This is a genomic window from Micromonospora antibiotica, assembly GCF_017599305.1.
Classification (GTDB): Bacteria; Actinomycetota; Actinomycetes; order Mycobacteriales; family Micromonosporaceae; genus Micromonospora; species Micromonospora antibiotica.
Window position 1 is genome coordinate 236,572 of the sequence record NZ_JAGFWR010000007.1, and the last position, 26,385, is coordinate 262,956.

The window sequence follows — 26,385 nt, forward strand, 5'->3', positions numbered from 1 at the left end:
GGCGACCGGGGGCCGGTCAGCGGCGGGCCGCCCGCACCGCCGCGTACGCGTCGACCAGACCGGCCCCGGTCGACGCCGCCACCGGGCCGCAGCTGAGGTCGGCGGGTCCGGCGGGTTGCGCGGTGTCCCGCAGGATGTTCCGGGTCCGGTCCAGGTCACCGACCAGCGCCGGGTTCGCCGACCACATCAGTGCCACCACTCCCGCCACCTGCGGGGTGGCCATCGAAGTGCCGTCCAGGGCGGCGTAACCGCCGCCGGGCATCGCGGAGAGGACCTCCGCGCCGGGGGCGACCAGGTCCGGCTTGGCCGCCCCACCGGCGGCGGGCCCCCGGCTGGAAAACTCGGTGACGCGCCGGTCGCGGCCCACGGCACCCACCGTCAGCACATCGGGGTACGGCGCCGGCGGGTCGACGATCGACCCGCAGTCCGGTCCGGTGTTCCCGGCGGCGGCCACCACCAGAATGCCCGCGGCCGTCAACGCGGCGGTCGCCGGGCGCAGCGCACCCGCATCACAGCCCTCGACCGGTGGGCACCCCCACGAGTTGGTGAGCACGTCCGGGGCCCGTTCCGGCCGACCGTCGGTGAACGGGTCGCCGCCGGCCGGGAACGGGGCCAACATGAACTGGAGGCAGTCCAGGTAGTGCGCCGGGCTGCCCAGGTTGCGGTCGAGGTTGACGCAGCCCACCCACTGCGCGCCGGGGGCGACCCCGATGCCGTCGCGTCCCACCGCGCTGGCCGTGGTGTGGGTGCCGTGACCGCCGGAGTCGGTGGGGGCGCGAGTGTGGTCCCACGGGTCGTACCAGGAGTCGTCGCCGCCCCGGAAGTTGGCGGCCAGCGTCGGATGGGTGCCGTCGACCCCGGAGTCCGAACTGCCGACCACCACCCCGGCCCCGGTGACGTCCAACTCCGACCAGACCCGGTCGGCGCCCAGCATCCGGATGTTCCACTCCGGCCCGGTCGGTCCGGGCCGGTCACCCCGGCTGGCCGGTGCCGGCGCGGGCAATGGTCGGAGCCGTTGGCTGACCAGCACCCGGGCCACCTCCGGCCGCCCGGACAGCCAGGCCCGCACCGCCGGCCCGCCGTCGGTCTCGATCGCGTTGACCAGGTAGTACGGCGTCGGGTCGAGGTGTAGCCGGGTCAGGTCCCGGCGCAACGCGCCCTGGGTGCGTTCGGCGGTGGACACCAGTCGGCGGTAGACCTCGGCGGTCCGCGCCTCCCGGCCGGCCCGACCTGGCGTACCGGCGGGGATGCCGGTGAGGTCGGCCTGCTCGCGGAGCACCACCAGCAGCCGTTCGCCGTGCAGGCCGGGCTGGCCGGCGACCACGTCCACCACACCGACGGTGAGCAGCAGGACGGCTGCGCTCGACGCGGCGACCAGCCGGCGCGGTGCGCGCCCGCGTGGCCGGGCGAGCAGCACCCCGTACCCGATGGCCAGCACGACCGCGACGGCGAACCCGACGCCGGATGCGACCGCGACCCAGTAGGGGACGTCGCGGGTGGTGGCCAGCAGGACCGAGATCTCCTCCGGGTCGGCGAGCGCCAACGGGCCGAACGCCGCCAGACCGACCAGCCACCGGACCGGCGCGGCACCGGCCGGTGCGCCGGCCCGGCGGGCCGCCACCTGGCACGCGCCCAGCACGAAACCGAGCGGCGGGACGAACAGCAACCCGGGCAGCTGGGCGCCGGAGTGGCCGGTGCCCGCGACGACCAGCAGCAGGACCACCCCGGCGACCAGGCCGCCGACCAGCACGGTCCGGGCGGCCCGGGGTGGCCCGTCGCCGGTGAAGGGGGACCAGAACCGGTCGCCCAGCAGCGCTGCGGCCAGCAGGCCGACCGCCGTCGCGGCGAGCGCGGCGAGCGCGGTCTCCAGCAGACCGCCCAGCGCGCCGAACCGCACCCACGGCAGCAGCAGGGCCAGTCCGGCCGCGATGGCCAACAGGGTGACCGCCCTGGGTCGGCCGGCACTGGCCGTGGCCGTGGGGGTGGCCGTGGCTGTGGGGGTGCCCGTGGGCTGGGGTGGGGTGGTGGCGGCCGGGCCGGGCAGTCGGGTGGTCAGCAGTGCGAGCAGGGTCGCGGTGGCGGCCAGCGCGGCCAGGTACAGCTCGTGGTGTACCTGGGGCAGCGCCCGCAGGGAGCCGAGGGCGAGCAGGGCGAGCGCCGCGCCGAGCCAACCCCACCCGGTGGCCCGTACCCGGGGTGAACGGGGGAGCAGGGCCAACAGCAGGGCGGGTAGGCCGACCAGCAGGGCGGTGGCCAGGCTGAGGGCCGGCCAGAGCCACGCCTGCCGGTCCCATCCCGCGGCCACCTGCAACTGCTCGACCGACCAGCCGACCGCCTGGAGCAGGACGGCGAGCACGACCGTCCAGCCGCCGGCCAGTGCGGCCGCCACCACCGGCCACGGGCTCGACGGACGGCCGGCGGCCGGTGGTGGGCCGTAGCCCGGCGGAGGTGGTGTGTCGGCCAACATCCGGAAACAGTACGACGCACGTCGCCGTCCGACGGCTTTGCCGGCCCGACGGCGGTCCCCGCCCATCGCCGGTGGACCCGGGGAAACGCGGACCTGCGCGGTCCCCGCCCTCGCGTGGGCTCGGCTCCGCGCTGTCCGCCGCTGCGTCCACCCCCCGCGTTCCGTCGCTGCTCCCCGGTCGCCGGCACCGTCCCGTGGTCACGGAAAGTGACGGAAGGCGGGGGTGTGGACCACCACCTTCGGATCCTTTGCTCTGCTGCCCTGGACGCACCGGTCACGGAACGTGCGCGTCGCGTGGAGAGCAGCAGAGCAAAGGATCCGAGGGAGGGATGTGGGGGTGGATGGGGGATGCGGCGTTCGGGCTGGTCACGGCGATGTGGAGGCGGTGTGAGGGGCGGAGGGGTCGGCGAGAAGCTGATCACGGAGAGTCATCGAGGCGATCCGGAGGAGTCTTGCTCAGTGTCACCGGATCGGCGGTGCGGATCTCGGCGGGCTCCAGGCCTGCTGCGGGTGGGACCCGGCGGGTTACGGTGGACGGGTGCGTGACCCCAATGTGACCCGATCCGCCGCTGGTCAACTCTCGCCCGAGCGCCGTGCCGCCGACCTGCGCCGGCTGCGGTCCGAGCGGTTCGACGTGCTGGTCATCGGCGGCGGGGCGACCGGTGCCGGTGCCGCGTTGGACGCCGCCTCCCGAGGGCTCAAGGTCGCCCTGGTCGAGGCCCGCGACTTCGCCGCCGGCACCTCCAGCCGGTCCAGCAAGCTGATCCACGGCGGCCTGCGCTACCTGGAACAGTTGGAGTTCCACCTGGTCCACGAGGCGCTGACCGAGCGGGGGCTGCTCGCCACCCGACTCGCCCCGCACCTGGTCCGACCGGTCCCGTTCCTCATCCCGCTCCCCGCCGGCCGGGGGCTGCGCGACCTGCCGGCCCGGCTGTTCCGCCGCTCCTACTACGGGGCCGGGGTGGCCGCCTACGACGCCTTCGCCGGCCTCTTCGGCACCGGCCGGGGAATGCCGCTGCACCGGCACCTGACCCGCGAGGGTGCCCGCCGGGTCTTCCCCAGCCTGCGGGCCGACGCGCTGGCCGGGGCGATCCGCTACTACGACGGCCAGGTCGACGACGCCCGGCTGGTGGTGACCCTGGCCCGCACCGCCGCCAGCCTCGGCGCGACCGTGGTGACCAGCGCCCGCGCCGTCGGGCTGGTGCGGCAGGCCCGGGAGGTCACCGGGGTCCGGGTCCGCGACCTGGAGGCACCCCCCGGCTCCCCCGACGCCGAGTTCGAGGTACGCGCCCGCACCGTCATCGCCGCCACCGGCGTGTGGAGCGACGACATGTCCCGGATGCTCAACGACGTCGGGCTGCGCCCCGGCATCCGGGTCCGGGCGTCCAAGGGGGTGCACCTGGTGGTGCCCCGCTCGGCGATCACCGGCGAGACCGGGCTGATCGTGCGGACCGCGACCAGTGTGCTCTTCGTCATCCCCTGGGGCGGGCACTGGATCATCGGCACCACCGACACCGACTGGCGGCTGGACCGCTCCCACCCGGCCGCCTCCGCCCGCGACATCCAGTACCTGCTCGACCAGGTCAACCTGGTGCTGGACCGGCCGCTGTCGAGTGCGGACATCGAGGGCGTCTACGCCGGGCTGCGCCCACTGCTGGCCGGCGAGGCCGACTCCACCTCCAAGCTCTCCCGGGAACACGCGGTCTTCGAGCCGATGCTCGGGCTGCTGCTGGTCGCCGGCGGCAAGTACACGACGTACCGGGTGATGGCCACCGACGTGGTCGACCGGGCCGCCCACCGGCTCGGCGGCGTACGATCCTCGCGCACCGCCGACCTGCCACTGCTCGGCGCCGACGGGTACGCCTCGATGTGGCGGGACCGGGCCGACCTGGCCCGCCGGCACGGGGTCCCCGTCGGTGTGGTCGAGCACCTGCTGGAGCGGTACGGCACGCTCACCCTGGAACTGCTGGCGCTGATCGCCGCCGACCCGCTGCTCGCCTCACCACTGGCCGGTGCCCCCGAGTACCTGGCCGCCGAGGTGACCTACGCCACCCGCTCCGAGGGGGCGTTGCACCTGGAGGACGTGCTGACCCGGCGTACCCGGATCTCCTTCGAGACGACCCACCGCGGGCTCGACTCGGCCGGGCACACGGCGGAGTTGATGGGGGCGGTGCTCGGCTGGGACGCGGCCACCCGGGACCGGGAGATCGCGCACTACCGGGCCCGGGTCGAAGCGGAGCGGGAGTCCCAGCTCATGCCGGACGACGCGACCGCCGACGCGGCCCGGTTGGGTGCGCCCGACGTCCGGGGTTTCGCCGCCGACCGGGGCGTCGACGGCGTCGAGGGTGGCCACGTCGGACTCCCGACGTCCACCCACTGACCGATCCCGGGCGGCGGCACCCGTCGATGCCGGGCCGGCGGTGGGCGGTCCCACCCGCTGGCGGCGGTCCGGTCGGCCGGTTCCGGACGGCACCCGGGGTGGGATAGGTTCCGCGCGTGGTTCCCCCTCAGTGGTCGCGTGCGCTCACCGTCCCCGCCGTCGCCGCCCTGACGGTCACCCTGGCCGGCTGCGCGATGGTCGACCGGGACGGCGGTTCCACAGCGGAGGGCCGGGGCGGGACGACATCCCCGGGGGTGACCGCCAACCGGGTCAGCCTGGTGCAGAAACTCGGCGACGACGGTCCACTGCGGTCCTTGACCGTCGAGCCGGACGGCCGGTGGGAATGTGACGACTGTGCGGGCGACGGGGTCACCTCGACCGGCTCCCTCGACGCCGAGCAGGTGCAGCGGTTGCACAAGCTGCTCGCCGACCCGCGGCTGGCCCAGGAGACCGACCAGGCCCGCAGATACCGGGCGAGTTGCATCGACGCGCTGACCTCCAGCCTGCTCACCACGGCCGGCCTGGTCACCTCGCAGGACTGCCCGGGCGAGGAACGACCGGCGGTGGCCGGGGAGATCCTGCTCCTACTCACCCAGGCCACCCCCGCCGAACCCACCCGCTGAACGATCCGGGCCCGCCACGCCCGGTCCGGCGGGTCGGCTCAGAGCACCTTGCCCGGGTTGAACAGCCCGGCCGGGTCGAGCGCCGCCTTGATCGCCTGGTGCACCCGGACGCCGACCGGGCCGATCTCCCGGGCCAGCCAGTCCCGCTTGAGCAGCCCGACGCCGTGCTCACCGGTGCAGGTGCCGCCCAACTCCAGGCCGAGCCGGATGATCTCGTCGAAGGCCCGCCGGCCCCGTTCCAGGCTCGCCGGGTCGGCCCGGTCCACCACGATGTTCGGGTGCAGGTTGCCGTCCCCGGCGTGGCCGACCACCCCGATCGGCACCCCGCACTCGGCGGCGATCCGGGCCACCCCGTCCAGCAGGGTGGCGAGCGCCCCCCGGGGCACCGCCACGTCGTCGATGATCAGGCCGCCGTTGCCGTCCGGGTAGGTGTCGGCGGCGAACTTCTCCATCGCCGGGTGGGCCAGCCGTCGGGCCTGCAGCAGCGCCGCCGCCTCCACCGCGTCGGTGGCCGCATACACCTCCGCGGCGCCGGCCGCCGTGCAGACCTCGGCGATCCGGGCCAGGTCCGCCGCCGCCCGGGGGCCGGTGTCGGCGGCCGCGAGCAGCAGCGCCTCGGCGTCGGTCCGCAACCCCATCGGCCGGTACGCCTCGATCGCCCGCAGGTGCGTCCGGTCGAGCAGCTCCAGCAGGCTCGGGGTGAGCCCCCGCGCGGCGATCCCGGCCACCGCCGTACCCGCCCCGGCGGTCGAGCCGAAGACCGCCACCATGGTCAGTGACTCCTCGGGCACCGGCCGCAGCGACACGGTGACCTCGGTGATCACCCCGAGGGTGCCCTCCGCGCCGACGAAGAGCCGGGTCAGGTCGTACCCGGCAACCCCCTTGGCGGTACGCCGGCCGGTGCGCAGCACCTCACCGGAGGCGAGCACCACCTCCAGGCCGAGGACGTACTCGGTGGTCACCCCGTACTTGACGCAGCACATCCCGCCGGCGTTGGTGGAGACGTTGCCGCCGATCGTGGAGGACTCCCAGGAACCCGGGTCGGGCGGGTAGTACAGGCCCTGTTCCCGGACGGCGCGGGCCAGTGTGGCGTTCACCACGCCCGGCTGCACCACGGCGATGCGGGCCACCGGGTCGATCTCCCGGATCGCGGTCATCGCGACGGTGCTCACCACCACCGCGCCGTCCACCGCGTTCGCCGCGCCGGCCAGCCCGGTCCGCGCCCCCTGCGGCACCACGGGTACGCCGTGCCGGGCCGCCGCCCGGACCACCGCCACCACCTGTGCGGTGTCCCGGGGGCGGACGACCACCAGCGGCGTGCCGGCGGCGCAGAGGTCCGCCTCGTCGCGCCGGTGCAGCCGCAGCAGGTCCGGGTCGGTGAGGACGGCCTCGTCGCCGAGGGCCGCCCGCAGGTCGTCGAGGAGGGGGGAGCCAGCCATGCGGCCGAGGCTAACCGGCGGCTAGATTGGCCGCCATGCTCTACCTGGACCGGCCCGCCTGGCCGTGGCGCGGTCGGCTCTGGTCGCACCTGATCAGCGACGTCTCCCCGGCCGAGCTGCACGTGTTCGCCGAGACGCTGGGGGTGCCCCGGCGCGGGTTCGACCGGGACCACTACGACATCCCCGCCGACCGGTTCGCCGTGGCGGTGTGGCTCGGCGCCCGGGTGGTGCCCAGCCGGGAGATCGTCCGCCTGCTGTACGCCGCCGGCCTGCGCCGCCCCAAACACCTCAACCGCCCCGGCCTGCCCGGGGGACCTCGCCCGCTGACGCCGGCCGGCCCGCACCCGGGGTGCCGGTGACGCCGGACGGTTAGTCAGCGCAGGGACGCCAGCTCGCGGTGGAGGTTGGCGCGGGCCGGTTCCTCCCACCGGGCGGCCAGCGGGGGCAGCCGGAACAGGGCGGGCAGGGCGAGCAACCCGTCGAGGACCCGCGCCCGGCCGGTACGGAAGTCCGCCTCGGGCACATGCGCGTACTCGGCGCGGATCGCGGCGGCGTACCCGGCGTACACCTCGGGGGGTGTGGCCAGGATCGCCAGGTCGGCGTCGCAGAGCAGCGCGCCGTCGCGGTCGCCCGGGGTGACCCGGTGCCCGGCGGTGAGCAGCACCAGCCGGCGGACCTCGGCCACCGTGCCGGCCGGCACCCCCAGCCCGGTGAGCAGGGTGCCGGCCAGCGCGGCACTGGCCTGCTCGTTGGTGTCCCCGGCGGCGCGTGGGTCGTAGACGGCGTCGTGCGTCCAGGCGGCGAGCGCGACCCGCTCCGGCCGGGCGGCGAGGTCGGCGTGCCGGTCGACCACGTCCAGCACCGCCCGCAGGTGGCGCTCCGTGTGGTAGCGCCGGTGCGGTTCCCGCCAGCGGGCCAGCAGGTCGACCCCGGCGGCGGTCAGCGCCGGCCCGTCAGCGGCCCCGCAGGCGAGCGCCGCCGCCACCCACCTGTCGATCAGTCCGGTCACCCGGACGATTGTGCCGCAGGGATGAACCGGTGCGACGTGGGTAGTCCCCGCCATGGCGCTGGCCCGGGACCGACAACCGTCGCTGCTGCGTCGGGCCGGGCTGCGTGACGCCGGGGACGACGTCGACACCGCGCGGATCGCCGGTGCCATGGCCTACCTGCGCACCCGGGGCCGGGCCACCCTGCACGACCGGCTGCACCAGGTGCACCTGGCCCTGGGCCTGGCCGTGCAGGCGGGCCTGGCCGCCGCGCTGGCCTGGATCGTGTCGCACCATCTGCTGGGCAACCCGCAACCGGTGTTCGCGCCGATCTCGGCGGTCGGCACCCTGGCCGCTTCGGTGGGCCAGCGTCTGCGCCGGACCGTGGAGCTGATCGTCGGGGTGGCGGTCGGGGTGTTCCTCGGCGACGTGCTGATCTATTTCCTCGGCACCGGGGGCTGGCAGCTCGGGTTGGTGGTGACCGCGGCGATCGTGCTCACCACCTTCTTCGGGGCCAGCGTCGCGGTGGTGATCCAGGCCGCCGCGACGGCCGTGCTGATCGTCACGCTGAGCCCGTCCACCGAGGATCTGGAACTGCCCCGGTTCGTCGACGCGTTCGTCGGCGGCGGCATCGCCCTGCTGGTCACCGCGATCCTGCTGCCGCTCAACCCGCTCCGGGTGATCAACCGGGCGGCCCGGCCGGCGCTTGACCTGCTTGCCGGCCAGCTCGACGTCTGCGCCCAGGCGCTCCGCGACCGGGACCGGGGCACCGCCCAGCGGGCGCTGGACCGGCTCCGGGAGAACAAGGAGGAACTGGCTACCTTCACCGAAGCGATCGAAGGAGCCAAGGAGACCAGCACGCTCTCCCCGGCCCGCTGGCACCGACGCAGCGAACTGACCCACTACGCCGAGGCGGCCGACCCGATCGACCGGGCGATGCGCAACAGCGGCACCCTGATCCGCCGGTCGGTCACCATGATCGAGGACGACGAGCCGGTGCCGGAGCCGATGCCGGACGCGGTCGCCCACCTGGCCGAGGCGGTCCGCCTGCTGCGGCACGAGTTCGCCGTCGGGGACGAGCCGGAGCGGGCCCGGGAGCGGTCGCTGCGCGCGGTCAGCGAGGCCGGCCGGGCGTACGACCAGGGGGTCGGGTTCTCCGGCAGCGTGGTGATCGCCCAGGTGCGGACCACCGCCAGTGACCTGCTGGTCGCCTCGGGGATCGAGCAGGAGGACGCCAACCGGCTGATCCGGCAGGCGTTCGGCGACAAGGAGAAACCGGGCGGTAGCCCGGCCGAACAGCACGCCGCGCCGAAACCCCCGGCCGCGCCGCCGCTGGGCTGACCCGGCCCCGGACCGGGCCGACCCGCCCGCAGCGCCGGCCGGACCGGCCCACCGCGCACCGGGAGAGCCCGGCCGAACGGGCCGGGGATGACTACGCTGATCCGCATGGCCGACACCCCGCCCGGCGGGCCCCCGCTGCCCGCGCCCGCCGTACCGTCGCCGGACGCCGCCGCGCCCCGGATGCCGCTGCGCCGCCTTGGCTGGCGGCGGGTCCTGGCGCTGGCCGGGGTGGTGCTGTTGATCGCGGCCTGCGCGGTCTACATGCTCTACACGCTCGGCTCCAACCTGGGCCTGGACGCGCTGCTGGTCGGGGTGACGGCGGCGATCCTGCCGGTGCCGGTCCTGGTGGCCTGCTTCCTCTGGCTCGACCGGTACGAACCCGAGCCGCTGAAATACCTGATCTTCTGCTTCGCCTGGGGCGCGTTCGTCTCCACCGCCGCCTCGCTGACCGTCAACAACAGCTTCGCTGCCCTGTTCAAGGAGTGGGGGGTGTCGTCGTCGCTGACCGGGGTGCTGGTGGCCCCGTTCATCGAGGAGCTGACCAAGGCGCTCGGCCCGATCCTGCTGTTGATCTTCCGTCGCCGGGAGTGGTCCGGGATCACCGACGGTCTGGTCTACTGCGGGCTCTCCGCCGTCGGGTTCGCCATGGTGGAGAACATCCTCTACCTGGGCGGCCTCGGCTACGCCTCGGGCGTCGACCAGTGGGGGCCGGCCACCGGTGTCCGCAACGTCATCGTCATCTTCATCTCCCGGATCCTCTTCTTCGGCTTCGCCCACCCGCTGTTCACCTCGATGACCGGGGTGGGGCTGGGCATCGCCGCCCGTACCGCCGACCGGCGGATCCGGGTGCTCGCCCCGATCGCCGGCCTGCTGCTGGCGATGATGCTGCACGGCACCTGGAACCTCATCCCGACGCTCGTGCAGGCCACCGGCCAGGCGGTGATCTTCTTCTACGGCATGGTCGCGGTGATGGTGCCGATCTTCTTCGGCATGGTCGGTTTCGCGGTCTGGTTGCGGGCCTGGGAGGGGCGGCTCACCGAGCGGACCCTGCCGGACTACGTGCGGGCGGGTTGGTTGAGCCCGCCCGAGGTGGCCGCCCTGGGCAGCCTGGCCCGCCGGCACGCCGCCCGGACCTGGGCCCGGCGGGTGGGTGGGGACGCCGGGTTGCGGGCGATGCGCGGTTACCAGTTCGCCGCGACCCGGTTGGCGTTGTTGCGCGACGGGATGCGGCGCGGGCTGGACCGTAAGCCGGCGGAGCGGGAGCGCACCCTGCGGGAGGAACGGCAGTTGCTGGAGACGATCGCTGCGTACCGGTCGTTCTTCGTCGGCCGGGACCCGCAGACGCCGGTGGGGGTCTGGGACGGTCAGCGTTACCACCTGCGGTTCCCGGACGGCAGCCAGCGGACGGTCGACGCCCCGGACTCGCCGGTGGTGCCGATCCCGGTGGTGCTGACCCCACCGCCGCCCCCGGCCTACCCGGCGGGCTACGGCCCGCCCGGCTGGTACGGCCCCCGTCCGGCCGCCCCGTGGCCGCCCGGCCGGTACTGACCGCCGAACGCCGCCCGCGACCGGCAGCCGGTGCCCGTCGGCGTTGAGGCCCGGAGGCGGGTCCGGGCGCGAGGGCCGGCTGCGTGGATGTCCTCCGATTGTGGCTGAAACCCACCTCACGGGTGAACCAGTCGAATACGCTACGAATCGCCCATAGGTGACTTTAGGTCACCGAAAGGTGACTTTAGGTATTCGGGCGGCTCTCTGGAGGGGTTCATGGGTAACAGCCGACGGCTGCGGCGAGGACTGAAGGGTGCTCGCGCCGCTTCAGGGCTGAGTTCTGCCCTGATGGTGGTCGGGATGACGGGGGGACCCGCCGCCGCAGCGCAACCGATGGAAACCGCCTCCTCCACCCAGGGCGTGCGCACCGGCACCCCCGGGCCGCTGGGCCAGCACGGCGGGTGGCCGTCGTCGTGGTCGGCTGTCCGCCTGGACGTTGGCGGACCCGACGACTCGTGGGAAAGTTACCCCGACGAGACACCGGACTGCGGTCCGCAGGGCTGGCAGGGTCCGTGGGGTGGGCACGACGGGGACAAGGGATACCCGCATGGCATCAAGGGTCCCCAGGGCCCGCAAGGTGCTCAAGGGGCCCAGGGGGAGAGCGGTGCTCGCGGCCCGCAAGGGGCCCAGGGCGAGAGCGGTGCCCCGGGGAGTCAGGGCCCGCAAGGTACTCAAGGGCCGCAGGGTGTCGCGGGTGCTCAGGGGTTCCAGGGCGTGCAGGGGCCTCCGGGTGAGACCGGTGCGCAGGGCGCGCAGGGGTCTCCGGGCGCGCAGGGCGAAACCGGTGCTCAGGGGCCTCAGGGCGAAACCGGTGCTCAGGGGCCTCAGGGTGATACCGGGGCGCAGGGCGCTCAGGGTGATACCGGTGCGCAGGGGGCGCAGGGCGCTCAGGGTGATACCGGTGCGCAGGGCTTCCAAGGTACGCAGGGCTTCCAAGGTGCTCAGGGCGCTACCGGTCAGACCGGTGCTCAGGGTGCTCAGGGGTCTCCCGGTGAGACCGGCGCGCAGGGTGCGCAGGGGCCTCAGGGTGAGACCGGTACCCAGGGTGCGCAGGGGGCGGTGGGCGCTCAGGGCGCGCAGGGTTTCCAGGGCGCGCAGGGTGATGCCGGTGCTCAGGGCGTGCAAGGTGAGACGGGCGCGCAGGGTTTCCAGGGCGCTCAGGGCTCTTCCGGTGAGACCGGTGCTCAGGGCGCGCAGGGTGCTCAAGGGCCGCAGGGTGTGACGGGCGCTCAGGGCGCGCAGGGGTCTCCGGGTGAGACCGGCGCGCAGGGTGCGCAGGGGCCTCAGGGCGAGACCGGTGCGCAGGGTGCGCCGGGGGCAGTGGGCGCTCAGGGTGCGCAGGGTTTCCAGGGCGCGCAGGGTGATGCCGGTCCTCAGGGCGCGCAGGGTGACACAGGTGCTCAGGGCGCGCAGGGGCCTCAGGGTGACACGGGCGCCCAGGGACCTCAGGGCACGCAGGGTGCGACCGGTGCGGCCGGCGCGCAGGGGCCTCAGGGTGACACGGGCGCCCAGGGACCTCAGGGCACGCAGGGTGCGACCGGTGCGGCCGGCGTGCAGGGGCCTCAGGGTGACACGGGCGCCCAGGGACCTCAGGGCACGCAGGGTGCGACCGGTGCGGCCGGCGCGCAGGGAGCCCAGGGCGTCGCCGGTGAGACGGGTGCCCAGGGTGTGCAGGGTTTCCAGGGTGCGCAGGGCGACATCGGCCCGCAGGGCCTCCAGGGTGCCCAAGGCGCTCAGGGGCCTCAGGGGGACACGGGTGCCCAGGGACCCCAGGGTGCGGCGGGCCTGCAGGGCGTACAAGGGCCGCAGGGCGACGCGGGGGCGCAGGGTGCCCAGGGTACGCAGGGCGTAGCGGGCAACGGGATCCAGGCGGCCTACGTCCAGGGCCCGTTGACCGTGATCGCGGACACCCCCGTCGACTTCGGGTGCGTACCCGGAGACATCGCTGTCGGCACCGGTTACCAGCTCTCGGGCGCGGGCGTGAATCCGGTGCTGATCCAGCCGCTGTCGATCAGTGGCTACCAGTTCACCTTCACCGGCGGGGGTGCCGACATCTGGGTGTCCTGCATCTCGCCCAGCACACCGGTGGCGTTGGTCGCCCCTGCGGTCGGCAAGTCGGATCGGGCGACGGCCAAAGGTAGCCGTACCAGCCGACCGAACCGTACGTCGGACCGCCCCGGAACCGTCAAGGAGGAAAAATGAGCACGCGTCAGATTCTGGGTTCACTCGCCTGTGGTGCGGTCCTGCTTGCCGGCGTACCGGCATGTAGTGCCAAACCGGCCGACAAGCCGCAGCCCAGCAGCTCCGGTGGCAGTGACAGTGCGAAGGATGGTTCCCGTGCCGGCACCACCCCGGCGGACCTGCTGAAGCTCGGTGTCGAGCAGGGCCAGGCCGGAGACTACGACGCGGCGAAGGCCAGCTTCGAGAAGGTGGTGGCCGCCGAGGCCGACAACAAGTTCGCCTGGTTCAACCTGGGCTTCATCGCCCAGTCGCGCAACCAGGCGGACGAGGCGATCAGCAACTACGACAAGGCGTTGGCGGCTGACGCGGACTACAAGCCGGCCCTCTACAACAAGGCTATCGCCCTGGAGGGCAAGGAGCCGGCGACGTCGATGGAGATCTACCGCAAGGTCGTGTCGATCGACACGACGTCGTCGACCGCCTATCTCCGCCTGGGCATGCTGCTGTCCAAGTCCGGTGACGAGGCAGCGGCGCGGGACGCCTTCAAGGCTGCCATCCGGTTGGACAAGGAGCTCACCTCTGCCGTGCCGGCGAAGTACCGCCCGACTTCGACCGCCCGGTCCTCCGCCCCGGCGGGCAGGTGACCGGCCCGATGCACACACCGCGCGTCACGGTCTTCACCGGGAGCAACCGTACCCGGTTCATCGACGAGTGCTTCCGTTCGCTGGTGGCGCAGACCTTCACCGACTGGGAGTGGGTCGTCGTTCTCAACCAGGGGTCCCGGTGGCGGCCCGAGACTCACGACGATCGCATCCGGCTCATCGTCCAGGACGACCTCAACGGTGTGGGTGCCGTGAAGGGGTTCGCCTGCGCCGAGGCCGTCGGGGACATCCTGGTCGAACTCGACGACGACGATCTGCTCAGCAGCGACTGCCTGCAGGAGATCGTCGAGGCCTTCGACTCCCACCCGGAGGTGGGGTTCGTCTACAGCGACACCGCCCAGATCCAGGAGGACGGTGGTCGCTGTGAGGACCGCTTCGCGAGTTCGTTCGGCTGGCGGCACTACGACGAGAAGGTGGACGGCCGCGAGGTGCTGGTCTGCCGGGCGTTGCCGCCGACGCCGCACAACGTGAGCTACATCTGGTACGCGCCGAACCACGTGCGGGCCTTCCGTCGGGACATCTACGAGAAGGTCGGCGGATACGACGAGTCGCTCGACGTCGCGGACGACGCCGACCTGATGGCTCGGATCTACCAGGTCAGCGAGTTCCACCACATCCAGAAGTGTCTCTACCTGCAGCGCATGCACGCCAAGAACACGCAGCGCATGCCGGAGTTCAATGCCCGCATCCAGCAGCGCACGGTCGAGATCTACGACCGGAACGTCCAACACAACGCGTTGGCCTGGTCGCGGCGACAAGGACTTCTGGCACTCGACCTGGGTGCGGCCCACAACAAGCCGGAGGGTTATCTCGGCCTGGACTGTCGCGACGGGCCGGGCGTCGACCTGGTCGGCGACGTGACGAAGGGGGTCGACCTGCCGGACGGGAGCGTCGGGGTCATTCGGGCCGTGGACTTCCTGGAGCACATCCCGGACAAGATCGCGCTCTTCAACGAGCTGTACCGGTTGCTCGCCCCGAACGGGATGCTGTTGTCGCTGACCCCCAGCACCGACGGCCGGGGTGCCTACCAGGACCCGACACACGTGGCGTTCTACAACGAGAACTCGTTCTGGTATTTCACGGACGCCAACTACTCCCGTTTCGTGCCGGAGATCCGGTGCCGATTCCAGGCGTCGCGGTTGGTCACGTACTTCCCCAGCGAATGGCACCAGGCGCACAACATCCCGTACGTCTCGGCGAACCTCATCGCGATCAAGGACGATGCCCTGCGCAACGGCGGCCTGCTGAACATCTGACCCCGCGTCCCGCGCCGGCGATCGGGTCGTGCCCGGCCGGGACCGGTCAGGTCATCAGGGTGGTGAGGAAGTCGCCGAGGCCCTGGGCCATCGCCATCAGGGCCGCCCCGATCCCCTTGAACAACTGCGCCGCCCCGTCCGGGCGGAACGCCATGAAGTAGATCAGGAAGGCGACGCTGCCCCAGAGCAGCACCTTCTTCACGAGAACCGGCATCGTCCCTCCCCAGGGCACCTGGACGTGCCTGGCTTCCCGCCAGGAAGCCGGACAAACCGGGAGGCCGGTCGAGCCGGTGGGGCCGCGACAAACCGGGAGGCCGGTCGAGCCGGGAGACCGCGACGAGCCGGGGAGGCCGTTTTACAGGTAGAGGCCGGTGCTGCCGGTGGACTCGCTCTCCACCCGCTCGGCGGCGACCGCGTGCACGTCCCGCTCGCGCAGCAGGACGTACCCCCGGCCGTGCAGTTCGACCTCGGAGCGGTCGTCAGGGTCGAAGAGCACCCGGTCGCCGGCCACCACGGCCCGCACGTGCGGGCCGACCCCCACGGCGGTGGCCCAGGACAGTCTCTTTCCGACGGCGGCGGTGGCCGGGATGACGATGCCTGCGGTGGAACGGCGTTCGCCCTCGCTGCCGTCCACCTTCACCAGCACCCGGTCGTGCAGCAGGCGGATCGGCAGGCCGGTGTCGAGGTTCGGGTCGACGGTCACGCCAAGACGCTACCGTGTGCTGCGGCGGCGTTCACCTGGTGGTGGAGCCGACGGGGTGCGGGCGGTGGGGCCGAGGCGGGCGCGGGTGGCTAAAGATGGTGCGGTTCGGGCAGGTTGAGCCGGTGCCGCGCGGGGCATTGGGTGGCGGAACTGCCCTACGGTGGCGGGCATCCGGGCGTACCCTGTCCGGGCCGTCGCCGTCGGTGATCCGGCGTCGTTCTTCAGGAGGTGCGCTTGAGCCGCTTCGAGCGGGTACGCGGCCGGCTCCGCCGCGCGTACGAGTCCGGACGGGAGTCGGTCCGCGCGGGGCGTGCCGATCCGGTCGACGTACCCGAGGGCGCCGCAGTGGCCACCCCCGCGTCGCCCGGCCCGCCGGCCGCCCCGTCGGCGACGGTGGTCGGGGTCGAGCCTCCGGCGGCCATGCACAACTCCACCTCCAGCCGCGACGACGCGGACGTGCCGCACGCGCTGCGGATCGCCGCCGCCTGGTCGTGGCGGTTGATCGTGATCGGCGTGGTCACCTGGGCGCTGCTGAGGATCGTCGGGACGATCAGCATCGTGATCATCCCGCTGGCGGTGGCGCTGCTGCTCTCCGCGCTGCTCGCCCCGGCGGTGGGCTGGCTGCTGCGGGCCCGGTTCCCCCGCTCGCTGGCCACCGCGGTGGTGATGGTCGGCGGCCTGGTCGCGGTCTTCGGCACGCTGACCCTGGTGGTCAACGAGTTCATCCAGGGTGTGCCGGAGCTGAGCGAGAAGTCGTCGCAGGGGGTGCGGCAGATCCAGGACTGGCTCAAGACCGGCCCGTTGCACCTGTCTGACAGCCAGCTCAACCGCTACATCGAAGAGGCGCAGGGCTGGATCAACGGCAACACCGAGAAGTTCACCAGCGGGGCGCTCGCCACCGCCACCACCCTGGCCGAACTGCTCACCGGTGCCGTCCTGGTGCTCTTCGCCACCTTCTTCTTCCTGCGTGACGGCAACCGGATCTGGCGGTTCCTGGTCCGCCTGCTGCCGGTCGCCGCCCGGTGGAAGGTCGACGACGCCGGTCGGGCGTCCTGGGCGACGCTCGGCGCGTACGTGCGGGCCACCGTGCTGGTGGCGTTCATCGACGCGGTGGGCATCGGCATCTTCCTGGTGGTCTTCGACGTCCCGTTCGCGTTCCCGCTGGCCGCCCTGGTGTTCCTCGGGGCGTTCATTCCGATCGTCGGCGCGTTCCTCTCCGGGGTGGTGGCGGTGCTGGTGGCGCTGGTCGACAGCGGCCCGGTGACCGCCCTGATCATCCTGGGCGTGGTGATCGGTGTGCAGCAGGTCGAGGGGCACCTGCTCCAGCCGTTGATCATGGGTCGGGCGGTGGCCATCCACCCGCTCGCGGTGATCATCGGGATCGCCGCCGGGGTGGTGCTCGCCGGCATCACCGGTGCGCTGGTCGCGGTGCCGCTGATCGCGGTGCTCAACACCGCCGTCCGTCGGCTCGCCGCCCGCAGCGTGCCGGACACCCCGCCCGACGCCGTGGTGGTCGCCGCCCAGGCCCCCTGACCGCAGACCGACGACACCCGACAGCCGCCCGTCCCCCTGTGGGGCGGGCGGCTGTCGCGTGGTCAGAGCTTGGCGAGACGCTCCAGGGCGCCCTGGGCCACCTCGGGCCGGGTGGTGTACCAGAACGGTGGCAGCGAGCGGCGCAGGAACGGGCCGTAGCCGCGCGCCGTCTCCAGCCGCGAGTCGAGCACCGCCACCACCCCCCGGTCGCCGGTGGCCCGGATCAGCCGACCCACGCCCTGGGCCAACCGGACCGCGGCGATCGGCACGCTGACCGCCGAGAAGCCGGAACCGCCGCCCGCGTCCACCGCCGCCGCCCGCGCCGCCGCCAGCGGCTCGTCGGGGCGCGGGAAGGGCAGCCGGTCGATCACCACGAGCTGGCACGCGTCGCCCGGCACGTCCACCCCCTGCCAGAGCGACATCACCCCGAACAGGCAGCTCGACCGATCCTCGCGGAACCGGCGCACCAGCAGCGGCAACGCCTCCTCGCCCTGGAGCAGCACCGGCAGGTCGGTGCGCGCCCGGACCAGCTCCGCGGCCTGCTGCGCGGCCCGCCGGGAGGAGAACAACCCGAGGGTACGACCACCGAGCGCGCCGACCAGCCGCAGCAGCTCCTCGCCGGCCGCCTCGGGCAGCCCGGAGACGCTGGGCCGGGGCAGGTGCGCGGCGACGTACAGGATGCCCTGCCGGGCGTAGTCGAACGGTGAGCCGACGTCGAGGGACGACCAGCCCGGCCCCGACGTGGCCGGTACGACGCCGGTGGCGGCCCGGCTGCCCGGTGTGGTGGCGACCCCACCGGCCTGCGGTGCGGCGGACGCGGTGCCCCCCGGTACGACGCCGGTCGACCGGCCGGCGGCGGCGGTGGCCAACGCGGCGGCGGCCGGGGACGGTGGGGCGGGCGGCGGCGCGTCCAGGCCCAACGCCCGGGCCACCGTGTCGAACCGGCCGCCCAGCGCCAGGGTCGCCGAGGTGGCGACCACGGTGCGCTCGTCGTACAGGTGGGTGGCGAGGGTGCCGGCGACCGACAGCGGCGCGACCACCAGCGCCCGGCGGCTGCCGTTGTCCGGCTTCTCCACCCAGGCCACGTCGTGGTCACCCTCCTCCAGCAGCCGCTGCGCGGTGGTCGACAGCTCGTCGAGCACCGCCTTGGCCTGCTGCTTACGGACCGGGTCCGGGTCGTCGGCCTTGACGTCGCCGATCGCGTCGAGCGCGGCCCGGGTGGCCGCGTCGAGCAACGTGCACGCCTCCCGTAACGGGCCGGGCAGCCCGCCGGTGAGCCGACCGGCGGGGGCCTCGGCGAGCCCGACGGCGAGCGCGTCACCGGCCTCGGTGAGCCGGTCGGCGACGTCCGGTCGCAGCAGCGGGCGGGCCCGCCGGGCGGACCGGTCGATCAGCTCCGGCACCAGCTCGGCCTGCGCGGCCGAGGAGACCCGGTCGGCCAGCTCGTGCGCCTCGTCGACGATCAGCAGCTTGTGCGGCGGGACGATGTGCCGGCCGGCCAGCATGTCCACCGCGAGCAGGCTGTGGTTGGTGACCACCACGTCGGCCTCCCGGGCGCGGGCCCGGGACGCCTCGGCGAAGCACTCCTGGCCGAACGGGCAGCGGGACGCCCCCACGCACTCGCGGGCGGGCATCGAGACCAGCCGCCACGCCTGGTCGTCGACGCCCGGGTCCAGCTCGTCCCGGTCGCCGGTGTCGGTCTTCTCGGCCCAGTCGCGCAGCCGTTGGATCTGCTTGCCCATCCGGCCGGCCTCGCCGAGCCATTTCGTCCCGCCGGCGGGACGGGCGGCGGGGGCGTCGAAGAGGGTGTCCTCCGGCTCGTCCTCGGTGGAGTTGTCCAACCGGGCCAGGCAGAGGTAGTGGTGCCGCCCCTTGAGCACGGCGAAGGTGGGACGGCGACCGAGCAGCGGCTCGACCGCGTCGGCGAGCCGGGGCAGGTCGTGCTCGACCAGCTGGGACTGCAACGCCAGGGTGGCGGTGGAGACCACCACCGGCCCGTCCACGGTCAACGCCGGGGCCAGGTAGGCGAGCGACTTGCCGGTGCCGGTGCCCGCCTGCACCAGCAGGTGCTCGCGGGCGGCGACGCTGCGCTCGATCGCCTCGGTCATCTGCTGCTGGCCCGGCCGGGTCGCGCCGCCGGGGACCGCGCCGACCGCCGCCGCGAGCAGTTCGGTGCCGCTCGGTCGGCCCCCGCGCCGTCGGCCGGAGCGGGCCGACGGGGTGCTGGGGCCGGCGGCGGTACGGGGCGGAGTCACCGTGCGACGGTACCCGCCGCCGCCGACAGTGGACGCGCCGCTGCCCCCCGCGTGGCGCGGTCACCGTCCGGATTGTCGCCACCCCGTACCGGTCAATTCCCTACGGCGACGAGTGGGTGGAATCGGCTAGGGTGCGACTCATGCCGAGCGACACGATCCGTGTGATCTACCGCAAGTACGACGGCAGCGCCCACCGTGACTACCCGGCCCGCCGGCTGGCCGAGGACGACCTCGGGGTGTGGCTGGGGGTGACCGAGGGCACCGCCTCGGTCTACCACGGCCGACCCTCGGTGGAGCAGATCCCCTTCGTCCTGCTGGTGCCGCACCGGGCCTGGTGGACGGGGATGTTCAACCCGCCGCCACGGACCAGCGAGGTCTACTGCGACATCGCCACCCCGGCCCGCTGGGAGGGCGACGACACCGTGCACCTGATCGACCTCGACCTGGACGTGGTGCGCCGCCGGGGCACCGGGCTGGTGGAGTTGCGCGACGAGGACGAGTTCGCCGAGCACCGGGTCCGGTTCGGCTATCCGGACGAGGTGGTGGTGCAGGCCCAGGCGGCGGCGGCCCGGCTGCTCACCGCCCTCGGTGACGGCACCGAGCCGTTCGCCTCGGCGTACCGGAAGTGGCTGGCCCTGGTGGTCTGATCCGGGGCCGGCTGGTCCGCCCGGGGCCGGCCGGTCGACGGGGGCGGGTCACCAGCGCGGTGGCCAGGTGGCGTCGGGGGCCAGCTCGGGCAGCCGGGGGAGCTTGTCCGGGTTGAGCTGGTGGAACAGGCCGGTGACCCGGCCGTCGTGCACGGCGAACCCGGTGACCATCCGCAGCAGCCGGCCGTCGGGCTGGACCGTCTCCAGGTGCAGGCCGAGCACCCCGTCGACCAGCACCGGCGTGGCCCGCAGGCGTTGGCCGTACCGGCCGGCCCGGGCGAAGAGGCCGAGCAGGAAGCGGGCCACCGGGTCGACGCCGACGATCGGTCGCCGGGCCGTCGGGAAGTGCCCGCCGCTGTCGCCGATCAGCACCACGTCCGGGGCGAGGACCCGGACGAGCGCGTCGAGGTCGCCGGATTCGGTCGCGGCGGCGAAGGCGGCGAGCACCCGGCGCTGCTCGGCGGGGTCGGCGGTGTGCCGGGGCACGTCGTCGGCGGTGACCGCCCGACGGGCCCGGGAGGCGTGCTGGCGGGCCGCCTCGGGGGTGCTCGCCAGCACCTCGGCGATCCGGGCGAACGGCACCGCGAACACGTCGTGCAGGACGAAGGCGACCCGCTGTTCGGGGCTGAGCCGTTCCAGGACGACCAGCAGGGCGGTGCCGACCTGGTCGCGCCGGACGGCCCGGTCGGCCGGGTCGGGGGCGAAACCGTCCGGCCCCGGCACGCCACCGCCCAGCGGGGTGACCACCGGCTCCGGCAACCACTGCCCCGGGTACGTCTCGCGGCGGACCCGGGCCGAGCGGAGCACGTCGAGGCAGATCCGGGCGCAGGTGGTGGTGAGCCAGCCGCCCAGGTGCCTGATCTCGGCCCGGTCGGCCGGGTCGGCGAGCGCACCGGAGTACCGCAGCCAGGTTTCCTGGACGGCGTCCTCCGCCTCGCTGCGGCTGCCGAGCATCCGGTACGCCACCGCGGTGAGCCGCCCGCGTTCGGCCTCGAACTCCGTCACCAGGTCCACCGTCACCACAACCTCCCCGGGGTCGAGCGGATTCTCCCCCACCCACCGGACGGGCCGGCCCCGGCGGATGTGACACCACCCCCGGCCGCGCCCGGGAGGCGGTGGGTGCGGTGGTGGGCGAGGATCGGGGGATGCGCGCAGACGAGCAGACGGAGATCGTCGTACCCGAGGGTGGGACGGTGCGGGAGTTGTTGCGGGTGCCCTCCGGCGACGGGCCGGTCGACCTGGGGGCGGTCGACCCCCGGTCCACCCCGGGTCTGCCGCCGGCGGCGGGCGGGGGGAAGGACCGTAAGCCCTGGGCCCGCCGGCAGGTCGAGCTGATCGGTGCCGGGTTGGCCCGGCAGCAGGAGATGCTCTTCGCCACCGCCAAGGCGGCCGGTGAGCCGGATGCGCCCACCTCGGCTCCGACCGGCGGCGGGTCGAAGCTGCGGCCGGGGCGGCCGGGGCGGCTGCTGCTGGTGCTCCAGGCGATGGACTGCGGGGGCAAGGACGGCACCGTGAAGCGGGTGGCCGGCGCGATGAACCCGCTCGGCCTGCACATCCGGTCCTTCGGCCCGCCGACCCGGCAGGAGCTGCGGCACGACTTCCTGTGGCGGATCCGCCGGGCGCTGCCCCCACCCGGGTACGTCGGCGTCTTCAACCGGTCGCACTACGAGGACGTGCTGGTGGCCCGGGTCGACGCCCTGGTGCCGGAGGAGACCTGGCGGGCCCGGTACGACCGGATCAACGCCTTCGAGCGGGAGCTGACCGACGGCGGGGTGACCCTGGTGAAGGTGATGCTGCACATCTCCCCGCAGGAGCAGGCGCGGCGGTTGGCGGATCGGTTGACCGACCCGACGAAGTTCTGGAAGTACCAGCCGAGCGACCTCGACTCCCGGGCCCGCTGGGGCGACTACCAGGCCGCGTACGCGGAGGCGCTGGGGCGCTGCGACACGGATGCCGCGCCGTGGTTCCTGGTGCCGGCGGACCGTAAGTGGTACCGGGACTGGGCGGTGGCGCATCTGCTGCGGGAGACGTTCGAGGGTCTTGATCTGGGGTATCCCGCTGCGGCTTTCGACGTGGAGCAGGAGCGCCAGCGGTTGGCGAGTGGCGGCGGTGGCGGCCGAGGTGAACAGCAGGTGAACTAGCGGTGAATCGGGTCTGACCAGGGGTGGGCCGACGGAGGCCCGCTCCGGTGGGGTACCTAGCATGCTTCAGCGGGCGCCCCCTGGGGCGGCGGCCACCCTTCCACCGACACGACGAGGTCCGTGCTGTGAAGTTTTCCTTCCGTCCCACCGAGGGCGCTTTCTACGAGCTCTTCACCAGGGCCGCGCAGAATCTGGTGAAGGGCACCGAGCTGCTCAACGAGCTGGCCCTGCCCGGCGTCGACGTGCAGTCGGTCAGCGAGCGGCTGACCGAGGTCGAGCACGACAGCGACCAGATCACCCACGATCTCTACAAGAAGATCAACTCCACCTTCATCACCCCGTTCGACCGGGAGGACATCTACCGGCTGGGCTCGCTGCTCGACGACGTGATGGACCACCTGGAGGCGGTCGGCAACCTGCTCTACCTCTACGGCCTCACCAAGCTCCCGTCGCTGCCGCGCGAGCTGCACGAGCTGGTCAACGTGCTCGACCTCCAGGCGAAGCTGACCGCCGAGGCGATGCCCCGGCTCAAGTCGATGAAGGATCTCGAGGACTACTGGATCGAGTGCAACCGGCTGGAGAACGACGGCGACCAGGCGTACCGGATGCTGCTGGTCCGGCTCTTCTCCGGCGAGTACGACGCGCTGACCGTGCTCAAGATGAAAGAGGTCGCCGACGAGCTGGAGGCCGCCTGCGACGCCTTCGAGCACGTGGCGAACACAGTCGAGACCATCGCGGTCAAGGAGTCCTGATCCTGTGAGTCCCGAACTCATCGCCGTGCTGGCGGTGATCGCGGTGGCCCTGGCGTTCGACTACACCAACGGCTTCCACGACGCCGCCAACGCGATCGCGACTAGCGTCTCCACCCGGGCGCTGACCCCCCGGCTCGCCCTGGGCCTCGCCGCGGTCGGCAACTTCGTCGGCGCGCACTTCGGTGCCGGCGTGGCCAAGACCGTCGGCGACGGCCTGGTCACCCTGCCCACCGGGGTGGGCAGCCTCGGAGTGGTCTTCGCCGGGGTGCTCGGTGCCATCGCCTGGAACCTGATCACCTGGTACTTCGGCCTGCCCTCGTCGTCCTCGCACGCGCTGTTCGGCGGGTTGGTCGGGGCGACCCTGCTCTCCACCGGCGGTGTGGTGCAGTGGGTCACCATCGGCGAGAAGGTCATCCTGCCGATGGTCCTGTCGCCGATCGTCGGCCTCACCCTCGGTTACCTGCTGATGCTGGCCATCCTGTGGGCGTTCCGCAAGGGGCAGCCGGGCAAGCTCAACCGGGGTTTCCGCTGGGCGCAGACCGCCTCGGCGGCGGCCATGTCGGTCGGCCACGGCATGCAGGACGCCGCGAAGACCATGGGCATCGTGGTGCTGGCCCTCTACACGGGCGGTTTCCAGGACGACAAGACGCACATCCCGGGCTGGGTCTTCTGGACCTCGGCGACCATGCTGGCGCTCGGCACGTACGCCGGTGGGTGGCGGATCATCCGGACCCTCGGTCGCAAGATCATCGACCTGGGCCCGCCGGAGGGCTTCGCCGCCGAGACGGTGGCCAGCGCGGTTCTCTACTTCAACGCCCTGGTGCTCAAGGCCCCGATCTCCACCACCCACACGATCACCTCGGCGATCATGGGGGTGGGTGCCACCAAGCGGCTCTCCGCCGTGCGCTGGAACGTGGCCGGCAACATCGTGCTCGCCTGGATCATCACCTTCCCGGCCGCCGCGCTGATCGCCTGCCTCACCTACCTGGTGGTCCGCCCGCTGTTCTGACCGCCGTCGCCGAGGGGCGCCCCGGCCCGGGGTGCCCCTCGGCGACGCCGTGCTCAGGCGTACTCGACGCCGATCCGGGCCCGGATGTCGTCCAGCAGGGCCATCACCTCCAGCGTGACGGCGTGCGGCACGAGCGGGCTCTCGGTCAGCCCGGCGGCCAGGCAACGCTGCACCTCGGCGGCCTCGTACTGGTAGCCGCCGCCGGCCGGGTCGTCGGTGAGCGTCTCCGGCTCGGCCCCGGCCCGGTGCAGCACCGCCGACCCGGGGCGGAAGAACGGCTCGGGCAGTTCGATCCGGCCGGTGGTGCCGGTGATCGCGGCGGTCAGCGGGGTCGCCCCCACCATGCCGCAGCCGAGCGTGGCGACCGCACCCGAGTCGTACCCGAAGACGATGCCGGTGTTCTCGTCCACCCCCTCCGGGCTGAGCTTCGCCCAGGCATGCACGTGCTGCGGCGCACCGAGCAGCAGGTGGGCCAGGCTCACCGGATAGACGCCCAGGTCCAGCAGGGCACCGCCGCCCAGCGCCGGATTGCGCATCCGGTGCTCCGGCGGGAACGGCCCGGCCACCCCGAAGTCGGCCCGCACACCGGTCACCTCGCCGATCGCCCCGGCCCGGACCAGCTCGACCAGGCGCAGGATCAGCGGGTTGGTCCGCATCCACATGGCCTCCATCAGGAAGACCCCCCGGGCCCGCGCCAGGTCGACCAGCTCGGTGCTGGTGGCCAGGTCGAGGGTGAACGGCTTCTCCAGCAGCACCGCCCGCCCGGCCTCCAGGCAGACCCGGGCGGCCTCGTGGTGGGCGGCGTGCGGGGTGGCCACGTAGATCGCGTCCAGCTCGTCGTCGGCGGCCAGCTCCGCCCAGGAGCCGTACGCCCGGCCGGCGCCGTACCGGGTGGCGAACCGCTCGGCGCTCTCCGTCGTCCGTGAGCCGACCGCGACCAGCTCGGCCCCGGGCACCAGCCGTAGGTCCTCGGCGAACCGGCCGGCGATGTGGCCGGTGGACAGAATCCCCCAACGTGTCATGGGTTCACGCTAACCCGCCGCCCAGGCCGGCCCGCCGCCACTGTCGGGCCCGCCCGCCGCCGTCGCCCGGGCCCGCCCCTGCCGCTGCCACTGCCACTGCTCGGCTCGGCCTACCGCCGCTGTCGTCGGGCCTGCCCGCCGCTGTCGTCGGGCCTGCCCGCTGGCCGTCGTCTGCCCGCTCGCCGCCGTTGGTCCGGTCGCTGTCCGCCCAACCGTCACCCCGGCTGCGGCCCGGTCGCTGGTCCGCCCGGCGGCGGCGTACCACCGGGGGTCGTCGGCCCCGGGGTGGTCGGTGGGTCGGGGCTAGGCTCGGCCCATGACGATCGACAGTCCCGGTTTTCCCGCCCCGCCGGCCCTGGTCGAGCACGCCCGTCGGTTCCACGCCGAGGGGGCCACCCCGGTGACGCCCCGGGTCGCGGCCACCGTGCTGCTGCTCCGCCCGGCCGGCACCGACTTCGAGGTGTACGTCATCCGCCGGGTCGCCGCGATGGCCTTCGGCGGGGTGTACGCCTTCCCCGGCGGTGGCGTGGACCCGTCGGACTCCGAGGCGCACCTGGACTGGGCCGGTCCCGATCCGGCGGCCTGGGCGGAACGGCTGGGCGTCACTCCCGACGCCGCGCAGGCGGTGGTGTGCGCCGCCGCGCGGGAGGTCTTCGAGGAGGCCGGCGTGCTGCTGGCCGGACCCGGCGGCGGCCCGGCGGTCGCTGGTGTCGGTGGGTCCGGTGCTGTGGGTGGGTCCGGTGCTGTGGGTGGGTCCGGTGCTGTGGGTGGGGCCGGTGTCGGTGGTCCGGTGACCGGCGGGACCGGTGGGCGGGCGAATGGTGGGGCCGGTGGTGTCGGCGGCCCGGTGACCGGCGACGTCGGCGGTTCGGTGGTGGGCGACGTCAGCGGGGACGACTGGGAGACCGCGCGGCAGGACCTGGAGGCACGTCGACGGGGCTTCGCCGGGCTGCTCGCCGAGCGGCAGCTCACCCTCCGGTCCGACCTGCTGCTGCCCTGGAGCCGGTGGATCACCCCGGAGTTCGAGCCGCGCCGCTTCGACACGTACTTCTTCGTTGCTCTGCTGCCCGAGGGGCAGCGGACCCGGGACGTCTCCGGCGAGGCCGACCACACCATGTGGGTCCGCCCGGCGGATGCCCTGGCCCGCGCACGGGCCGGTGAGCTGACCATGCTCCCGCCCACCCTGGTCACCCTGGCCGAGGTCGCCGCCGCTGCTGCGGACGGCGCTGCCGGTGCCGGTGTTGCCGCCGGTGATGGTGCCCGTTGCATTGCTGCGGTGGCGCGTGCCTCGGCGGCCCGGGACGCGGCCACTCCGGTGACCCCCCGCCTCCACGTCCCCGAGGACGGTACCCCGCACTTCACCCTCGCCTGACCGGCCACGTTCCGCGTCGGGCGGGCGGTCCAGCGGCTGCCGACCTCCACCCGCAGTTGGCCGGTGTG

20 protein-coding genes and 2 pseudogenes are annotated in these 26,385 nt (G+C 73.6%); 14 read left to right on the forward strand and 8 right to left on the reverse strand.

The window, feature by feature from the left end; translation table 11 throughout:
• Window positions 1–16: 16 nt before the first annotated feature.
• Window positions 17–2,467: a S8 family serine peptidase gene (locus JQN83_RS15555; protein WP_208567851.1), complete on the reverse strand. Its 2,451-nt coding sequence runs from the start codon at window positions 2,465–2,467 to the stop codon at window positions 17–19.
• Between the two features lie 538 nt (window positions 2,468–3,005).
• Here JQN83_RS15555 and JQN83_RS15560 point away from each other — a divergent pair.
• Window positions 3,006–4,847: a glycerol-3-phosphate dehydrogenase/oxidase gene (locus JQN83_RS15560; RefSeq protein ID WP_372444042.1), complete on the forward strand. Its 1,842-nt coding sequence runs from the start codon at window positions 3,006–3,008 to the stop codon at window positions 4,845–4,847.
• A 116-nt stretch (window positions 4,848–4,963) separates the two neighbouring features.
• Complete coding sequence (locus JQN83_RS15565) at window positions 4,964–5,470, forward strand: hypothetical protein (RefSeq protein ID WP_208567852.1); 507 nt, start codon at window positions 4,964–4,966, stop codon at window positions 5,468–5,470.
• Window positions 5,471–5,508: 38 nt separating this feature from the next.
• Here the strand turns inward: JQN83_RS15565 and JQN83_RS15570 are convergent, their stop codons facing one another.
• Window positions 5,509–6,909 (reverse strand): FAD-binding oxidoreductase, encoded by a 1,401-nt coding sequence (locus JQN83_RS15570; RefSeq protein ID WP_208567853.1) that lies wholly within the window; start codon window positions 6,907–6,909, stop codon window positions 5,509–5,511.
• 35 nt (window positions 6,910–6,944) lie between these two features.
• Between JQN83_RS15570 and JQN83_RS15575 the strand changes: the two genes are divergently transcribed.
• Window positions 6,945–7,268, forward strand: a complete 324-nt coding sequence (locus JQN83_RS15575) for a DUF4031 domain-containing protein (protein WP_208567854.1) — start codon at window positions 6,945–6,947, stop codon at window positions 7,266–7,268.
• Window positions 7,269–7,282: 14 nt separating this feature from the next.
• Here JQN83_RS15575 and JQN83_RS15580 read toward each other — a convergent pair whose 3' ends face one another.
• Window positions 7,283–7,918: an HD domain-containing protein gene (locus JQN83_RS15580; protein ID WP_208567855.1), complete on the reverse strand. Its 636-nt coding sequence runs from the start codon at window positions 7,916–7,918 to the stop codon at window positions 7,283–7,285.
• A 52-nt stretch (window positions 7,919–7,970) separates the two neighbouring features.
• On the opposite strand from JQN83_RS15580, the gene JQN83_RS15585 reads away from it, so the two are divergent.
• The 5 genes and pseudogenes from JQN83_RS15585 (at window position 7,971) to JQN83_RS15605 (ending at window position 14,883) form a co-directional block, all read left to right on the forward strand.
• Window positions 7,971–9,236, forward strand: coding sequence for an FUSC family protein (locus tag JQN83_RS15585; protein ID WP_208567856.1), 1,266 nt, complete (start codon window positions 7,971–7,973; stop codon window positions 9,234–9,236).
• Between the two features lie 68 nt (window positions 9,237–9,304).
• Window positions 9,305–10,784: pseudogene (locus JQN83_RS15590) on the forward strand (PrsW family intramembrane metalloprotease); the annotation flags it as partial.
• Between the two features lie 1,059 nt (window positions 10,785–11,843).
• Complete coding sequence (locus tag JQN83_RS15595) at window positions 11,844–12,986, forward strand: collagen-like domain-containing protein (RefSeq protein ID WP_208567857.1); 1,143 nt, start codon at window positions 11,844–11,846, stop codon at window positions 12,984–12,986.
• Window positions 12,983–13,609, forward strand: coding sequence for a tetratricopeptide repeat protein (locus JQN83_RS15600; protein WP_208567858.1), 627 nt, complete (start codon window positions 12,983–12,985; stop codon window positions 13,607–13,609). The genes JQN83_RS15595 and JQN83_RS15600 overlap by 4 nt, the downstream gene beginning before the upstream one ends.
• Window positions 13,610–13,617: 8 nt before the next feature.
• Window positions 13,618–14,883 carry a glycosyltransferase gene (locus tag JQN83_RS15605; protein WP_208567859.1) on the forward strand — a complete coding sequence of 422 codons (1,266 nt, stop codon included), beginning with the start codon at window positions 13,618–13,620 and terminating at the stop codon, window positions 14,881–14,883.
• Window positions 14,884–14,929: 46 nt separating this feature from the next.
• Here JQN83_RS15605 and JQN83_RS15610 read toward each other — a convergent pair whose 3' ends face one another.
• Together JQN83_RS15610 and JQN83_RS15615 are read right to left on the reverse strand one after the other, a co-directional pair.
• Window positions 14,930–15,097, reverse strand: a complete 168-nt coding sequence (locus tag JQN83_RS15610) for a hypothetical protein (RefSeq protein WP_208567860.1) — start codon at window positions 15,095–15,097, stop codon at window positions 14,930–14,932.
• Window positions 15,098–15,238: 141 nt separating this feature from the next.
• Window positions 15,239–15,586 (reverse strand): GroES family chaperonin, encoded by a 348-nt coding sequence (locus tag JQN83_RS15615; RefSeq protein ID WP_208567861.1) that lies wholly within the window; start codon window positions 15,584–15,586, stop codon window positions 15,239–15,241.
• Between the two features lie 234 nt (window positions 15,587–15,820).
• On the opposite strand from JQN83_RS15615, the gene JQN83_RS15620 reads away from it, so the two are divergent.
• Window positions 15,821–17,119, forward strand: coding sequence for an AI-2E family transporter (locus JQN83_RS15620; RefSeq protein ID WP_208567862.1), 1,299 nt, complete (start codon window positions 15,821–15,823; stop codon window positions 17,117–17,119).
• Between the two features lie 62 nt (window positions 17,120–17,181).
• Here JQN83_RS15620 and JQN83_RS15625 read toward each other — a convergent pair.
• Window positions 17,182–19,407, reverse strand: a pseudogene (locus JQN83_RS15625) (ATP-dependent DNA helicase); the annotation flags it as partial.
• Window positions 19,408–19,514: 107 nt separating this feature from the next.
• Between JQN83_RS15625 and JQN83_RS15630 the strand changes: the two are divergent.
• Entirely contained in the window at window positions 19,515–20,021 is a 507-nt protein-coding gene (locus JQN83_RS15630) for a DUF402 domain-containing protein (RefSeq protein ID WP_208567864.1), read from the forward strand.
• 48 nt (window positions 20,022–20,069) lie between these two features.
• Here the strand turns inward: JQN83_RS15630 and sigJ are convergent, their stop codons facing one another.
• Window positions 20,070–21,026 carry an RNA polymerase sigma factor SigJ gene (sigJ, locus tag JQN83_RS15635; protein ID WP_208567865.1) on the reverse strand — a complete coding sequence of 319 codons (957 nt, stop codon included), beginning with the start codon at window positions 21,024–21,026 and terminating at the stop codon, window positions 20,070–20,072.
• Window positions 21,027–21,166: 140 nt separating this feature from the next.
• Here sigJ and JQN83_RS15640 point away from each other — a divergent pair, with 140 nt between their 5' ends.
• The 3 genes from JQN83_RS15640 to JQN83_RS15650 all read left to right on the forward strand — a co-directional run bounded on the left by JQN83_RS15640 (window position 21,167) and on the right by JQN83_RS15650 (window position 23,923).
• A complete protein-coding gene (locus tag JQN83_RS15640) occupies window positions 21,167–22,162 on the forward strand; it encodes a PPK2 family polyphosphate kinase (RefSeq protein ID WP_208567866.1) in 996 nt (331 codons plus the stop codon).
• 125 nt (window positions 22,163–22,287) lie between these two features.
• A complete protein-coding gene (locus JQN83_RS15645) occupies window positions 22,288–22,914 on the forward strand; it encodes a DUF47 domain-containing protein (RefSeq protein ID WP_067311399.1) in 627 nt (208 codons plus the stop codon).
• 4 nt (window positions 22,915–22,918) lie between these two features.
• On the forward strand, window positions 22,919–23,923 hold the full coding sequence (locus JQN83_RS15650) for an inorganic phosphate transporter (protein WP_208567867.1): 1,005 nt from the start codon (window positions 22,919–22,921) through the stop codon (window positions 23,921–23,923).
• A 53-nt stretch (window positions 23,924–23,976) separates the two neighbouring features.
• On the opposite strand, the gene JQN83_RS15655 is transcribed toward JQN83_RS15650, so the two are convergent.
• Window positions 23,977–24,945: a Gfo/Idh/MocA family protein gene (locus JQN83_RS15655; RefSeq protein WP_208567868.1), complete on the reverse strand. Its 969-nt coding sequence runs from the start codon at window positions 24,943–24,945 to the stop codon at window positions 23,977–23,979.
• A 316-nt stretch (window positions 24,946–25,261) separates the two neighbouring features.
• Here JQN83_RS15655 and JQN83_RS15660 point away from each other — a divergent pair, with 316 nt between their 5' ends.
• Window positions 25,262–26,317: an NUDIX hydrolase gene (locus JQN83_RS15660; protein WP_208567869.1), complete on the forward strand. Its 1,056-nt coding sequence runs from the start codon at window positions 25,262–25,264 to the stop codon at window positions 26,315–26,317.
• The last annotated feature ends 68 nt before the right edge of the window (window positions 26,318–26,385 follow it).